16 protein-coding genes are annotated in these 13,436 nt (G+C 46.1%); 11 read left to right on the top strand and 5 right to left on the bottom strand.

The window, feature by feature from the left end; genetic code table 11:
• Positions 1 to 7 precede the first annotated feature (7 nt).
• Entirely contained in the window at positions 8 to 559 is a 552-nt protein-coding gene (locus D0A34_11415) for a response regulator (protein ID UNU19396.1), read from the bottom strand.
• A gap of 198 nt (positions 560 to 757) precedes the next feature.
• On the opposite strand from D0A34_11415, the gene lipA reads away from it, so the two are divergent.
• Both lipA and D0A34_11405 read left to right on the top strand, forming a co-directional pair.
• Positions 758 to 1,714 carry a lipoyl synthase gene (lipA, locus tag D0A34_11410; protein ID UNU19395.1) on the top strand — a complete coding sequence of 319 codons (957 nt, stop codon included), beginning with the start codon at positions 758 to 760 and terminating at the stop codon, positions 1,712 to 1,714.
• A gap of 126 nt (positions 1,715 to 1,840) precedes the next feature.
• Positions 1,841 to 1,987 (top strand): Photosystem I protein, encoded by a 147-nt coding sequence (locus D0A34_11405; protein ID UNU19394.1) that lies wholly within the window; start codon positions 1,841 to 1,843, stop codon positions 1,985 to 1,987.
• A 272-nt stretch (positions 1,988 to 2,259) separates the two neighbouring features.
• Here the strand turns inward: D0A34_11405 and D0A34_11400 are convergent, their stop codons facing one another.
• Positions 2,260 to 2,631 carry a hypothetical protein gene (locus tag D0A34_11400; protein UNU19393.1) on the bottom strand — a complete coding sequence of 124 codons (372 nt, stop codon included), beginning with the start codon at positions 2,629 to 2,631 and terminating at the stop codon, positions 2,260 to 2,262.
• 66 nt (positions 2,632 to 2,697) lie between these two features.
• Here D0A34_11400 and D0A34_11395 point away from each other — a divergent pair, with 66 nt between their 5' ends.
• Positions 2,698 to 3,288 carry a DJ-1/PfpI family protein gene (locus tag D0A34_11395; protein ID UNU22254.1) on the top strand — a complete coding sequence of 197 codons (591 nt, stop codon included), beginning with the start codon at positions 2,698 to 2,700 and terminating at the stop codon, positions 3,286 to 3,288.
• A 132-nt stretch (positions 3,289 to 3,420) separates the two neighbouring features.
• On the opposite strand, the gene D0A34_11390 is transcribed toward D0A34_11395, so the two are convergent.
• Positions 3,421 to 4,311: a sugar ABC transporter permease gene (locus tag D0A34_11390; GenBank protein UNU19392.1), complete on the bottom strand. Its 891-nt coding sequence runs from the start codon at positions 4,309 to 4,311 to the stop codon at positions 3,421 to 3,423.
• Between the two features lie 59 nt (positions 4,312 to 4,370).
• Between D0A34_11390 and D0A34_11385 the strand changes: the two genes are divergently transcribed.
• The 3 genes from D0A34_11385 to D0A34_11375 all read left to right on the top strand — a co-directional run bounded on the left by D0A34_11385 (position 4,371) and on the right by D0A34_11375 (position 6,990).
• Complete coding sequence (locus D0A34_11385) at positions 4,371 to 4,946, top strand: N-acetyltransferase (GenBank protein UNU19391.1); 576 nt, start codon at positions 4,371 to 4,373, stop codon at positions 4,944 to 4,946.
• A 270-nt stretch (positions 4,947 to 5,216) separates the two neighbouring features.
• Positions 5,217 to 5,888 (top strand): phosphoribosylglycinamide formyltransferase, encoded by a 672-nt coding sequence (locus tag D0A34_11380; protein ID UNU19390.1) that lies wholly within the window; start codon positions 5,217 to 5,219, stop codon positions 5,886 to 5,888.
• Positions 5,889 to 5,955: 67 nt separating this feature from the next.
• Positions 5,956 to 6,990, top strand: coding sequence for a class I SAM-dependent methyltransferase (locus tag D0A34_11375; GenBank protein ID UNU22253.1), 1,035 nt, complete (start codon positions 5,956 to 5,958; stop codon positions 6,988 to 6,990).
• A 194-nt stretch (positions 6,991 to 7,184) separates the two neighbouring features.
• Here the strand turns inward: D0A34_11375 and rlmN are convergent, their stop codons facing one another.
• The gene (rlmN, locus tag D0A34_11370) at positions 7,185 to 8,300 is read right to left on the bottom strand and encodes a 23S rRNA (adenine(2503)-C(2))-methyltransferase RlmN (GenBank protein UNU19389.1); all 1,116 of its coding nucleotides are present in this window, start codon (positions 8,298 to 8,300) and stop codon (positions 7,185 to 7,187) included.
• A 369-nt stretch (positions 8,301 to 8,669) separates the two neighbouring features.
• Between rlmN and D0A34_11365 the strand changes: the two genes are divergently transcribed.
• The 4 genes from D0A34_11365 (at position 8,670) to D0A34_11350 (ending at position 12,063) form a co-directional block, all read left to right on the top strand.
• A complete protein-coding gene (locus D0A34_11365; GenBank protein ID UNU19388.1) occupies positions 8,670 to 9,563 on the top strand; it encodes a prolipoprotein diacylglyceryl transferase in 894 nt (297 codons plus the stop codon).
• A gap of 120 nt (positions 9,564 to 9,683) precedes the next feature.
• On the top strand, positions 9,684 to 10,520 hold the full coding sequence (gene cobM, locus D0A34_11360; protein ID UNU19387.1) for a precorrin-4 C(11)-methyltransferase: 837 nt from the start codon (positions 9,684 to 9,686) through the stop codon (positions 10,518 to 10,520).
• Positions 10,521 to 10,591: 71 nt separating this feature from the next.
• Positions 10,592 to 11,428, top strand: coding sequence for a dienelactone hydrolase family protein (locus D0A34_11355; GenBank protein ID UNU19386.1), 837 nt, complete (start codon positions 10,592 to 10,594; stop codon positions 11,426 to 11,428).
• A 152-nt stretch (positions 11,429 to 11,580) separates the two neighbouring features.
• A complete protein-coding gene (locus D0A34_11350) occupies positions 11,581 to 12,063 on the top strand; it encodes a flavin reductase (GenBank protein ID UNU19385.1) in 483 nt (160 codons plus the stop codon).
• Positions 12,064 to 12,176: 113 nt separating this feature from the next.
• Here D0A34_11350 and D0A34_11345 read toward each other — a convergent pair whose 3' ends face one another.
• Complete coding sequence (locus tag D0A34_11345; GenBank protein UNU19384.1) at positions 12,177 to 12,698, bottom strand: peptidase C15; 522 nt, start codon at positions 12,696 to 12,698, stop codon at positions 12,177 to 12,179.
• A 46-nt stretch (positions 12,699 to 12,744) separates the two neighbouring features.
• On the opposite strand from D0A34_11345, the gene hisH reads away from it, so the two are divergent.
• Positions 12,745 to 13,380 carry an imidazole glycerol phosphate synthase subunit HisH gene (hisH, locus tag D0A34_11340; GenBank protein ID UNU19383.1) on the top strand — a complete coding sequence of 212 codons (636 nt, stop codon included), beginning with the start codon at positions 12,745 to 12,747 and terminating at the stop codon, positions 13,378 to 13,380.
• The last annotated feature ends 56 nt before the right edge of the window (positions 13,381 to 13,436 follow it).

The following is a 13,436-nucleotide window of genomic DNA, read 5'->3' as shown; positions in this document are numbered from 1 at the left end:
AGCAGAATTATTTCAATTTCTGCTTGATGATCGTAATCACCTGAGTCATTTGTTTTTTGAGTGCATCAATTTCCGCTTGCATTTTCGCCATTTTCGCAGTCATCGCCTGAATTTCGGCGGCGCCCGCTCCAGAAGTGGGTGCAGCGGCGGCGGCTGGGGCTTCCGGCACTGGTTTCTTTTTGGCCAGTACCATCGCCGATTTGATTGCCTCGGTTAGCTGCTTCTTCTCAAACGGCTTGGCGATGAATGCAAAAAAATGCTTCTCAAAGGGTTTCGGAATTTTTTCCATCACCTCTTCTTCGCGGCCCGACATGATCACCAAAGGTATCTTAGAAAGCTCAGGATGGGCTTGCACTTTTTGATACACTTCCCAACCGCTGACTTTGGGCAGTAGGAAATCTAACATAATTAGATTTGGCCGGGCTTGACGGATCAGTTTGAGTCCCTCTTCGCCGTCTTTTGCTTCTAGAACTTCAAAGTTACCCTGAGGCAACATCTCTCGGACTCGGACGCGGATGACTTTACTGTCATCGATTACCAAGATTTTTTGACCAGCCACGACTGACTCCTTCAGTAATGAATGAGTGATGATTTGCAACCTTCAGTATATCCCTAACAGAATTCTACCCATAATTCTGGGCGAGTTTAGTTTTGTTGCACTTGGGCGCGATTCTGATTTCGCGTGATACTCCTACAAGTTCAGGGGCTTTGATTTCGGATACGATCGAAGGAATTAACTCAATCGCCACTTAATTTTATGTCGCCCCAAACTCCTAAAACTCCTACTGTCAAAGCAGTTGCTGCCCAAATGCGGGGTGAAATTGAGGCGATGCCGGAGTGGTTGCGTAGGCCCGTTGGCAAAGCTAGCGAACTTTCGCAAGTGCAAAAAATTATTAAACAGCGGCAAATTCACACGATTTGCGAGGAGGGCAGATGTCCCAACCGGGGCGAGTGCTACGCGCAAAAAACGGCGACTTTTTTGTTGATGGGGCCGACTTGCACCCGCGCTTGTGCTTTTTGTCAAGTAGATAAAGGTCATTCTCCGATGCCGCTAGACCCGGAGGAACCGCAAAAGGTGGCTGAGGCGGTGCAGTTGTTGGGTTTGCGCTATGCGGTGCTGACTTCGGTGGCGAGGGATGATTTGCCGGATGGGGGTGCGGGTTGGTTTGCAAGGACGATCGCCCAAATCCGCCTTCTGAACCCGGATACTGAAGTTGAGGTACTAACGCCGGATTTTTGGGGGGGAATCGGGAGGAGCTCAGAGGGGGAGAATTCAGGGATCGAGGAGTTGCAGCGAGATCGGATTCGCACGGTGGTGGAGGCTAAACCGGCTTGTTACAACCACAATATTGAGACGGTGCGCCGATTGCAAGGGCCGGTGCGGAGGGGGGCCAAGTACGATCGCTCGATCGACGTTCTGCGTATTGTTAAGCAATATGACCCAACTATTCCCACAAAATCCGGTTTGATGTTGGGACACGGGGAAACCGAAGCCGAGATAGTCGAAGCGATGACCGATTTGCGAGATGCCAAGTGCGATCGGCTCACCCTCGGTCAATACATGAGACCATCTCTAGATCACCTCCCAGTGCGTAAATACTGGACGCCGAGCGAATTTGACCGTTTCGGGTCGATCGCCCGGGAGATGGGGTTTGAGCGCGTGCGATCGGGGCCTCTCGTCCGCAGTTCCTACCACGCCGGAGAGAGCGATTGAAATTAATGTGAATTCAACTCGGTATAAACTCCTTGTTACAAAAAATAACTCTAGAGGATTGTGCATAAGTGCGACGCTCTCTGCTATTTGTGAATAGAGTGACATTATGAATTAGGAGCTTTACCTATGCCAGAGATAGCGAAGAACCAATTAAAATCCGACTCCGTGATGAAAACGGGCAAATTCCCTTACACATTTCGCGCAGGCTGGTTTCTCTTGCTGCTAGTAATCAATTTTGTGGTTGCAGGCTTTTATTTCCATATCATTGAATAGTTCTGCAAGTTAACTTTTAGCAGACCCTGCTGTTCTCGACCTCAACGTCGGAGGATGGGAGAGGGGGAGAGGGGGAGAGTTTGGAGTTGGGAGCTGGGGAGAATATGACTTTATTCTTCTAACTAATGACTACTGACTTCTTCCCTCTTCCCTCTTCCCTCTGACTCCGGACTCCGGACTCCCGACTTGGGTTCAATAATTAATCCCTGTATCCGTGTCAACATCCGTCTCGTGTCTTCCTTCTTCCCTCTTCCTTCTAACTAATGAGTTCTCTAGCGATTTCTCGACGATTCTAGCTTTGACAACCGCTCTTGAATTTTGATAATATCTTGCTTATTTTCAATTGCCAAAGTTGCTAAATTGTCAAACATCGGGTCTCCCGACGGCATTCTAGCATTTGTCCGACCAGAACCGGAAGGAGACGGAGGCCTGTTAACTCTAGAACCTTGATTCTGCAAACTGTAGATTTGTCCTCTGAGTTCTGAAATTTGACGTTCTAATTGAATAATGCGAAATTCTAATTGAGTTGTGGATTGAGCGGGCGTAAAAATTGGCGCAACAGCACTTGCTAAGGCACAAGCCAGACACAAAACAAAGAGTTTCAGAGCGCGATGGCGAATTTTTTTCGGCATAGCTTTAATGATTTAAATTATACCAGTTCTACGATAACAAATCGCCAATATTTTTGGTCTCTATCAGAAGTATGTCTTATGGCAACTAGGAAGGTAGCTATTTTAATGTTTGATGATGTCGAGGTACTAGACTTTGCAGGCCCTTTTGAAGTGTTTTCGGTGACATCACAATTAAGTAAGGGCGAGCGACCTTTTGCAGTCTCTACCGTAGCCGAACATCCGGGTGCTGTCAACGCCCGCAATGGTTTGAGTGTAAATCCTGACTGCACCATTTCCGATTGTCCGCCACCGGATATTTTAATTGTACCGGGAGGACAAGGTACGAGAAAGTTAATCGATAATTCAGCAGTTATTAACTGGATAAAAGAGTGTGCGCTAACAGCAGAATTAGTGCTTTCTGTCTGTACGGGATCACTGCTTTTGGCAAAAGCTGGCTTGTTGGAAGGTTTGGAAGCAACTACCCACCATCAGGCATTGGATTTATTGAAAGAATTAGCGCCCAACACAACTATTATCGAAAATCAGCGATTTGTAGATAACGGCAAAATCATCACTTCTGGGGGAATTGCTGCGGGAATTGATATGTCTTTGCACGTTGTCGGCAAGCTTTTGGGTACAGCACAGGCTGAACAAACAGCCGAGTACATGGAATATAAAATGGGGAATTAGTAATTGGGCATTGGGCCTGGTTAATTGTATAATTGGCGCGTATGGGCGGGTTTTACCAAACATAATTGCCTAAAAAAAACAATTTGGTAAACCCGCCCCGCCCATACACGAAGGATGCTACCGGACGTGATCTCAAGCATCTTCGCCCCAAACTTTTAGTTGTAAATAGACTAATATCAAAGCTAAAGCCATCAGGAAAGTTGCCGCAGCGGCTGCATAGCCAAAATCAAATTGTGAAAAAGCTTGCTCGTAAATATAATAAACTAGCAAATTAGTAGAGTTCAAAGGGCCGCCGCCAGTGATGACGTAAACTTGCTCGAAACTCCGCAGAGTAAAAATAGCAGTAGTGACGGTAGCAAATACTAAAGTCGGTCGCAAACCGGGTAAAGTGATGTACAAAAATTGCTGCCAAGCATTAGCTCCATCCAATTCTGCGGCTTCGTAACGATTGACCGGAATTGCTTGTAAGCCTGCTAAAAATACTACCATATTAAAGCCTAATTGTTTCCAAACACTGAGCAGAATTATCACTGGCATTGCCCAAACTGTGCTACTCAGCCAAGGAATTGGATTTAAGCCGATCGCATTCAGGGCATTATTCACCGGGCCTTCGGTTTGAAACAACCACCGCCAACCCAAGCCAACTGCAACTAAAGAGGTAATCGAGGGAATAAAATAAGCGGTGCGGAGAGCTCCTCGCCAAGCAAACGAGCGATTTAGCAAAACTGCTAAGCCCAATGGAATCACTAAACTGGGAATGACTGTTGCAGTAGTAAAATAGAGCGTATTTTGGAGAATTTGCCAGAAATCCGGGTTTGTGACTAGACGCCAGTAGTTGTTGAAGCCAATCCAACGCACTCCCGACTGGGTAAAGCTGCCGCTGGTAAAGCTGAGGTAAAATAAATAGGCGATCGGCCCAATCAAAAAAGTACCCAGAAACAGCAAAGCTGGGGCCAGGAAAGTCCAAGCTGCGATCGCATCATTATCCAACCAGTTAAAACGCCCAAATTTAATCCGAACCATTGGCTTGTAAATTTTAGCTTTTAGTTTTAAATGGTATCACAATATAGGTCAATATCAAAATGAACCTTCTCGATATATTAGCTCATTTACCCACTATAGAAACTGAAAGGCTCCTGCTCCGAAAAATTACTTTAAACGATGCCAGGGATATGTTTGAGTATGCCTCAAACCCCGCAGTATCCCAATACACAATGTGGTCAACCCACACCTCGATCGAAGACACTAAAGACTTTCTCAAGTCACTTACAAAAATGTACAAAAGACGAGAGCTTGTAGATTGGGGAATTGTCCACAAAGTCGAGAAAAAGTTTATCGGGACTTGCGGATTTGTGGAATGGAGCATGACGCACAGCCGCGCGGAAATTGGCTACGCACTCTCTAGGAGCTATTGGGGCGAAGGATACATGAGCGAGGCTGTTAATGCAGTTATTGAATTCGGCTTTCGGGAGATGTTGCTGAATCGAATTATGGCTCGATGTGAAGTTAACAATATTGCTTCCGCTCGGGTGATGGAAAAAGTGGGGATGCAATTGGAAGGGGTATTGCGACAGCACCTATTTGTCAAAGACAGATATTGGGATCTAAAACTTTATTCGATTCTCAGGGAAGAGTTTTTTGAGAATATTGTAGAATAGGAGTGAATCAGTAGGTCAGCGAAAAAAAATAATATACTTAGGACTTAGGCAATATCTCCATGTAGAGTGCGACCCAGCACACCTTACCCTTTACCTGTATTGTAGAAGACGAGTGAATAGTTTTTATCTTTATGACCAAGAATTTCTTGATGGTACAACCCCCCGGATTTATCCGTGGAATCAATCCAAAATCTAAAATCTAAAATCCTCCAGCCCCCGAATTTATCCGTGGGGTCAATCCAAAATCTAAAATCTAAAATCTAAAATCGAATGACCGCTAATCCAGTATCTGTTAATTCCAATGCCTGCCTGATTTCTCCTGAGATTGGCCAAAGTGCGCTCGCTCCGGCCCATCCTCCATTAAAATTAGGAGTTTTAGCATCAGGAAGCGGCAGCAACTTCGAGGTAATTGCCCAAGCCATCCAAAATCAACAACTCAACGCTCAAATACCAATATTAATTTACAACAACCCCGAAGCCAAAGCCGCAGCCAGAGCCGAAAAATACGGTATTCCATCGATTCTTCTCAATCACCGCGACTGCAAAAGCCGCGAAGAATTAGATACAAAAATTGTCAAAACTTTTCAAGAATATGATGTAGAATGGGTAGTGATGGCGGGTTGGATGCGAATTGTTACCAAAGTTTTGTTTGATGCTTTTCCCGATCGCGTTATTAACATTCACCCCAGCTTATTGCCGAGTTTCCCAGGAATTCGCGCCGTCGAGCAAGCACTGGCAGCTAAGGTTAAAATCACCGGATGTACGGTACATATCGCCCGTTTAGAAGTAGACAGCGGGCCGATTTTAATGCAGGCTGCGGTGCCAGTATTGCCTGATGATACCGCAGAAACACTGCACGCGAGAATTCAGGTGCAAGAGCACAAGATTATGCTCGGTGCGATCGCACTTATTGCCGAATCTAATCAAAAATATTGTGACTAAAAACCTCACCAGTGCCGCATCTGTCACCGAATTGTCCGTCAGCGAATCACCCGAAACAGGCCCGCCGTTGACAGACTCGAATCGCCTGAAATTAATTCTCAAAGAAAGGCTCAAAAGGAGCATCGGCCTCAAGGGAGAATTCTATCTGCCTTGCTTGCCATCGATGCTAGACGACTATCTTAAATTACTCTCAGACTTCTTAAACATTCTCGGACAAAACATCGACGCTGCCCAAGCCGAAAACTTGCGAACATTAATCGCCAACGCCTTAGCAGAAGGATTCAAAAATTCCCCCCACGCTAATCTAATAGTCTCCTATTTTCCCGCTAATTCCCAAAGCGGTTTAGCCGGTGGCATTACTCTGAATACCAAGATTCAAATCGAATCGATGGCCCAGAAATATCATAGCTGGCCGGATATTCGCCCCGAACCTTTATTCGGCAGCCATCCCGATGCCAAAGTCATCGCCATTGCCGCCGAATTAGGCGAACCGGGAAAAGCACCTATTTTAGATGTGGGTGCGGGCCCAGGGCGCAATAGTTTGCCTTTAGCAAGGTTAGGCCATTCCGTGGATGCGATCGAACTAACGCCGATTTTTGCCGAGAAGCTATCAGCAGCAGCAACCGCCGAAAACTTGCCGATAAATGTCACCCAAGGCGACGTTTTAGACCCATTATTGAGAATGAAAACTTATCGGTACAAATTAGCCATTGCTACCGAAGTTCTCTCACACTTCCGCTACCCGGAACAAATTCGTTTGTTCCTGGGCAAAATGTCCGATGCTGTTTTAAGTGGCGGGTTTATATTATTCAGTGCTTTCTTAGCTGTAGAGGGTTACGAACCCGATGAGATGGCAAAACAAATGTCTGAATTGTGTTGGTCTTATCTGATTACCAGACAAGAATTGCAAGCAGCCATAGAGGGTTTGCCGTTAGAAATTATTTCTGATCAATCGGTGATTGAATACGAACAAAAACATTTGCCTGATTCTGCGTGGCCGCCGACACCTTGGTTTGTGAGTTGGGCTAGCGGGCGGGATTTATTTTCTGTGAAACAAACACCGCCGTTAGAGTTGCGGTGGATACTTGTTAAACGCTTGTAGAGAGTAGTAGAGTGCGTCAGAAGATATAGCCAATCCTAAATCATTTGTGAATTTCTTACTCCCTCCCCTTAGTAAGGGGAGGGTTGGGGTGGGGTAAAACATTTACAACTCATTTAGGATTGCTATACTTTCTCAATCCTCGATAAAATAACGCAATCGGACGCACCCTACGACAATTTTTAGGGGTTAAAAATTCACTTCTCAACCTCGGATGCCCGCAATTGTCCGCAGGCTGCATCTGCTTCTAAGCCGCGAGAATACCGCACGCTAACTGCAATTTTCTTTTCCTTCAAAACCGATACAAAACTGTTAATTCGATTGGGAGTCGGTCGCTTATATTCAGCTTCCTGAATCGGATTGTAAGGAATCAAATTGACGTGACACTGAAAACCGCGCAAGTGAGTTGCTAACTCGGCTGCGTGTTCCGGCAAGTCATTCACGCCTGCTAAAAGTACGTATTCAAAACTTAATCTGCGTCCAGTCGATCGCACATATTCGCGACATTCTGCGATTAACTCACCCAAAGGATAAGGGCGGGCGCTAGGAATTAACTCTTCGCGCAATCTTTGATTAGAAGCGTGGAGGCTGACGGCGAGGGTAACTTGCAGTTGATGTTCGGCTAGTTGGCTGATGCGATTGCGAATTCCTACTGTGGAAATGGTGATATTTCGCTGTCCAATTCCTACGTCTTGATTCAAACATTGGACAGCAGCTACAACATTATCGAAATTCAGCAGGGGTTCGCCCATGCCCATAAATACGATGTGGCTGACTCGGCGGCCGAAATCTTGCTGTACTGTCAAGACTTGATCGACGATTTCGTGTTTTTCTAAGTTGCGCTTGAAACCGCCTTTTCCGGTAGCGCAAAAGTCGCAGCCCATCGCGCAGCCAACTTGGGCTGAGACGCAGACAGTAAGCCGTTTATCGGTGGGAATGCCGACTGTTTCAATGATTTGACCGTCTGCCAATTTTAAGAGATATTTTACGGTGGCGTCTGGTGCGACCGATCGATAATGAATGGTCGATCGCCCGATCGGAATTTTAGCAACAGTCTCGCGCCACTGTTTCGAGAATACAGAAATATCAGAGAGCGATCGCGCACCTTTCTCATAAATCCACTGGTACAACTGCTTTCCCCGATAAGCTGGTTGTCCCTGCTGCTGCACCCAGTCCGTTAACTCAGCCAAACTCGCCCCCAGCAAGGGCGGAATTTTACCCGACTCAACAGCCAAAGCAGCAGTCTTGCGAGACTGATTCGCGCCCCTGGAATTACCAGAAGAGTACACCTGAGAAACGGAAGTAGGAGACATAAGTCATCAGAAAATTTAAAGCCACCCTCTATCTTAAAACTTCTCGACCAAAGCTGCCGTTAATCCTCCTGAAGGCACTTATGCAGAAGGCAGAAGGCGGAGTCTCGATCGCCCCTAGCCCCCCTTAATCAGGGAGACTTTAAGAATAATCCGGTTCCCCCCTTTAAAAAGGGGGGGTTAGGGGGCTCTTATTGTGGACTCACAAAGAAAACTCAAGACAGAAATCTGCACAATCAAGAATCCAGTTAATTTTTGGTAAAATTCCCCAAATATTGCGTGTAAATGACCGTAGCCACCTAAAATAAACTCTGGAGTTGGTTAAAGGGTATGCAAATTTGACAGCTTTCCATCACAATTAATGCAACTTTTATGGTGCTAAATATTCTGGCGCTGCCCTTAGCGTTTCAATTTACATCGCCCGGCCCAATTATCTTTCAACTTGGCCCCGTAGCCATCCGCTGGTACGGGCTGTTGATAGCTTCTGCCGTCTTGATTGGGGTCAGTCTGTCCCAATACTTGGCCCAAAAACGCCGCGTCAACCCGGAATTGTTGGGTGATTTGGCAATTTGGCTGGTTCTGGGCGCTATTCCCTGTGCTCGAATTTATTACGTGGCTTTCGAGTGGCAGCAATACGCCCAGAGGCCTGAAGATATTATTGCGATTTGGAAAGGCGGAATTGCGATTCACGGGGCGATTTTGGGTGGCACGATCGCAGCTTTAATTTTTGCGAAAATCCAGCGAGTTTCTTTTTGGCAATTGGCAGATTTAATCGCGCCCTCGGCAATTCTCGGTCAGGCGATCGGACGCTGGGGAAATTTCTTTAACTCGGAAGCTTTTGGCAGTCCTACGGATTTGCCTTGGAAACTCTATATTCCGCCAAACAGCCGCCCGCCCGCCTACGCTAATTTTGAATACTTCCACCCCACATTTCTCTACGAATCTCTGTGGAATTTGACAGTATTTGGGTTGCTTCTGACTTTATTTTTCCGAGATTTGCAGGGCAAAATTCGCTTAAAAACTGGTGCTTTATTTTTGGTTTATATCGCAGCTTACAGTTCCGGTCGAGTCTGGATTGAAGGGTTGCGAACTGATAGTTTGATGTTGGGGCCGCTGCGGACGGCACAAATGGTAAGCTTGACTGGGATTGTTTTAGGCTTGGGTGGGTTAGCTTGGCTTTATTTGCTCGATCGACCTTTGCCCGATGTTGTCTCCCCAAATAGCGATCGGGCAAATATCACTCATAAATCCCCAGAGGATCAATAAAAAACCCCAGAGAGGTTAGTCTCTAGGGTTCAAAACCAGGGTGCATCTACCATCCCTTACTTCCCAGCAAAATAGGTACATCCGGAAGAGTCCGTAAATTTAGCAAATTTTTTAGCAGCAATGAGTTTGACAGAGATTGAAGCCTTAATTCCAAGGGTATACATTGTAGGTGCAGGCCCGGGAGACCCGGATTTGTTGACTGTTAAGGCTCAAAAATTACTGGCTGCGGCTGATGTCATATTATTTGCGGATTCCTTAGTCCCAGAGCAAATTTTGCAGGGGGTGCGCGCGGATGCTGAAGTGATCCAAACTGCGGATAAGACCCTCGAAGAGATTGTACCTTTGATGGTGGAACGAGTGCGCGGCGGAAAAAGCGTCGTCCGCCTCCATTCCGGCGATCCCTGTCTCTACGGGGCTGTCGGCGAACAAATGCAAGCTTTGGCTTCCGAGGGAATTGCTTTTGAGGTAATCCCGGGAATTAGCGCTTTTCAACTTGCCGCAGCTAAACTAAAAATTGAGTTGACAGTTCCGGGAGTTGTGCAGACAATTATTTTGACGCGAATTAGCGGCAGAACAGAAGTACCGGAACGCGAAGAATTGGCGAGTTTAGCGGCTCATCAAGCGAGTTTGTGCCTGTATTTGAGTGCTCGCCATGTCGAACAGGCTCAAGCTAAATTGATGGAACATTACCCATCAGATTTGCCTGTAGCGATTTGTTATCGGTTGGGCTGGCCGGATGAAAAAATTGTGCTAGTTCCCCTTGACAAAATGGCCGTTGCTACGCGCGAAAATAATTTGATCAGAACGACAATGTATGTGATTAGTCCGGCGTTGGGAAAATCAGCAGAAGGGCGATCGCGCTTGTACCATCCAGAGCACGATCGGCTTTTTAGACCCTCGAAGGAAGAAGGAAGAAGGAAGAGGGAAGAAGGAAGAGGGAAGAAGGAGCAATTATGAAATAACCAATTACCAATTCCCAATTCCCAATTCTCAATTCCCCAATCTAAAATCTAAAATCTAAAATCCCCATGACTGATTTAACTCGCAGACAATTTATCACTGTCACCGCATTAAGCGCCGGATTTGCCTTAGCAGTTCATCCTATTGCGGCTGCCGTTATCAATACGGATGCTGCTGGTTTAATAGCAGGTGAGATAAAAATTCCGGTAAAAGACGGCTCAATTCCAGCATACAGAGCCATGCCAGCCAGCGGCAGCAATTTTCCAGTAATTTTAGTAATTCAAGAAATCTTCGGAGTTCACGCCCACCTTCAAGATATTTGCCGCCGTTTTGCAAAATTAGGTTATTTAGCGATCGCCCCAGAAATGTTTGCCCGTCAAGGTGATGTTTCTAAACTCACCGAGGTTCAAGAAATTATTAGTAAAGTTGTCTCGAAAGTTCCTGACGCTCAAGTTATGTCTGATTTAGATGCTACCCTAGAGTGGGCACAAAAGTCAGGAAAAGGCAATACTAATAAGTTGGGAATTACAGGATTTTGCTGGGGTGGCAGAATTGTTTGGCTGTACTCTTCCCACAACCCTAAAGTCACAGCGGGAGTTGCTTGGTACGGGCGTGTGGTTGGCAATTCTACGGATTTAACTCCCAAACAGCCGATCGACATTGCAGCAAGTTTGAAAGTGCCCGTATTGGGTCTTTACGGTGGCAAAGACCAGTCAATTCCCAACGATACAGTCGAGAAAATGCAGCAAGTTCTCAAAACTGGCAGCAGCGGTTCCGAAATTGTGCTTTATCCAGATGCGCCGCACGGTTTTAACGCCGACTATCGCCCCAGTTACCGGGAAAAAGAAGCTGAGGATGCTTGGAAACGGATGCAAGATTGGTTTAAAAAGTATGGAGTTTCATAGTAGTTGTGAGTTGTTAATTTTGACTTAAAACAGGTGTCAAGTTTGGGATCGAAAAAGGCAATATTAGCGAATAGCCCTTAAGACAGTTGGGTTTGGGGGCGCGACATTGGTAAACTGGGCGGTGTAGAATTATCGATCGAACAGGTAAGCCCGTGCTAGACGAACAAGCTAAAAAGACCATCTTGCGGAAAATCCCTCACGGATTGTACATCTGCGGTGTCAAAGACGGGGAGGAAGTCAACGGTTTCACCGCTAGCTGGGTGATGCAATCTTCCTTTACCCCTCCCTTAGTTGTCAACTGCGTCAAGCAAGACTCCAAATCCCACGGCATGATCAAAGCCAGCGGTGTCTTTGCTTTGAGTTTCCTAGAAGCAGGGCAAAAAGAGTTAGCCCAGAAATTCTTCAAGCAGCAGCGCCGCGTTGGCAATAAATTTGAGGATGTAGAATTTTATCCCGGCGCGGAAACTGGTTGTCCGATTATCTCGGATTCTCTCGGTTACGTCGAGTGCAAAGTTGTCGGTGCTGTGGAACACGGGGATCACACGGTTTATGTGGGAGAAGTTTTGGCAGCCGGCGTCCACCGAGAAGGCAATCCGTTGCTGCTAGAAAGCACGGGTTGGAATTACGGCGGCTAAAGACTTGGCAGTTGGCAGTTGTTAGTAAAAAAAACTAACACTGAGAAACCCGGTTTCTTTAAAAGTCCGGGTTTCTGAATACTAAACAAATTTTTAAGTTGAATTAGAGCGACCTATTTATTACTTGCGAGAGTTAGGCGTTCCATAACTAATAAAAAATCGGCGACAATTCTGTCAGCGTTGTCGGGAGTTAAAATTGGTACGTGGATGAAAATACATTTAGCGGCTATTTGAGAATCGCAAATATGTTTTAAAACCGCATAATATAGGGCTTCGCATACAAATTTTCCGGCTTCGTGACTGATTTCTGTGGCAGCTAAATCAGCAACTAGCGGTTCGAGATTAACTGCGGTTTTCCGAATGTCGCTATCGCAACAAGCGCCAGATTCTACGGTTAATTTTTGCCGACTTTCGGCCATGCCGCAGCAGATAATAGTATCGGGTTGGAGTTGGTTGATTTGGGCGATCGCTAAATTAGGTGCTAGCTGAAAATCTACTGGCAGTTTCCTCAAAAAAGTCAGGGAATCAGGCAAAGATTTGATTTGGGAAATCTTGGCTAATAAGTCGTCCGAAGAGTTGGATGGCTGATAGGGAAGCCAAGTATCAAATGAGGTTAGCAGGATTTTCGCCGTCATATTTGTGCAATAATACTGATATTGATAATATAAGGCAAGTAAGTCAATGTCTGTCATTGCAGTAGTAGACTATGACATGGGCAATCTGCACTCAGTCTGTAAAGGCTTGGAAAATGTGGGTGCAGTGCCAAAAATTACAGATTCTCCTGCTATAATCGAGCAGGCTGATGCGGTGGTTTTGCCGGGAGTTGGTTCGTTTGATCCGGCAATGCAGAATTTAAGATCGCGCAATTTGATAGAACCGATAAAAAGTGCGATCGCCTCGGGAAAACCTTTTTTAGGCATTTGTTTGGGTTTGCAAATTCTGTTTGAAAGTTCCGAAGAAGGCGTAGAACCGGGATTGGGCGTTATTGCGGGAAAAGTGCGCCGATTTCGGTCGGAACCGGGTTTGACAATTCCGCACATGGGATGGAATCAATTGGAACTTACTCAGCAGAATTTGCCGCTGTGGCAAAATTTACCGTCTGATCCTTGGGTTTATTTCGTGCATTCTTATTATGTCGATCCGGTTGATTGGGAAGTGCGATCGGCAATGGTGAGTCACGGCAGTCAAAACGTGACGGCGGCTATAGCTAAAGACAATTTGATGGCCGTGCAATTTCACCCGGAAAAGTCTTCGAGTACGGGATTGCAAATGCTGTCAAATTTTGTCAGTCTGGTGAGGGAAAAAGTACCCGCTTAGGTGGCATGAGTCTGGAAAAACCCGGTAGATTGCCGAAACCGGGTTTGACATTTTTA

The organism is Microcoleus vaginatus PCC 9802 (assembly GCA_022701275.1).
Lineage (GTDB): Bacteria > Cyanobacteriota > Cyanobacteriia > Cyanobacteriales > Microcoleaceae > Microcoleus > Microcoleus vaginatus_A.
This window is presented reverse-complemented; position numbering and strand designations above follow the sequence as displayed.

Coding starts and splice junctions, on each gene's coding strand:
- lipA (UNU19395.1), top strand. CDS start 758: ATGTCGCCCCAAACTCCTAAAACTCCTACTGTCAAAGCAGTTGCTGCC.
- D0A34_11405 (UNU19394.1), top strand. CDS start 1,841: ATGCCAGAGATAGCGAAGAACCAATTAAAATCCGACTCCGTGATGAAA.
- D0A34_11395 (UNU22254.1), top strand. CDS start 2,698: ATGGCAACTAGGAAGGTAGCTATTTTAATGTTTGATGATGTCGAGGTA.
- D0A34_11390 (UNU19392.1), bottom strand. CDS start 4,311: ATGGTTCGGATTAAATTTGGGCGTTTTAACTGGTTGGATAATGATGCG.
- D0A34_11385 (UNU19391.1), top strand. CDS start 4,371: ATGAACCTTCTCGATATATTAGCTCATTTACCCACTATAGAAACTGAA.
- D0A34_11380 (UNU19390.1), top strand. CDS start 5,217: ATGACCGCTAATCCAGTATCTGTTAATTCCAATGCCTGCCTGATTTCT.
- rlmN (UNU19389.1), bottom strand. CDS start 8,300: ATGTCTCCTACTTCCGTTTCTCAGGTGTACTCTTCTGGTAATTCCAGG.
- D0A34_11365 (UNU19388.1), top strand. CDS start 8,670: ATGGTGCTAAATATTCTGGCGCTGCCCTTAGCGTTTCAATTTACATCG.
- cobM (UNU19387.1), top strand. CDS start 9,684: ATGAGTTTGACAGAGATTGAAGCCTTAATTCCAAGGGTATACATTGTA.
- D0A34_11355 (UNU19386.1), top strand. CDS start 10,592: ATGACTGATTTAACTCGCAGACAATTTATCACTGTCACCGCATTAAGC.
- D0A34_11345 (UNU19384.1), bottom strand. CDS start 12,698: ATGACGGCGAAAATCCTGCTAACCTCATTTGATACTTGGCTTCCCTAT.
- hisH (UNU19383.1), top strand. CDS start 12,745: ATGTCTGTCATTGCAGTAGTAGACTATGACATGGGCAATCTGCACTCA.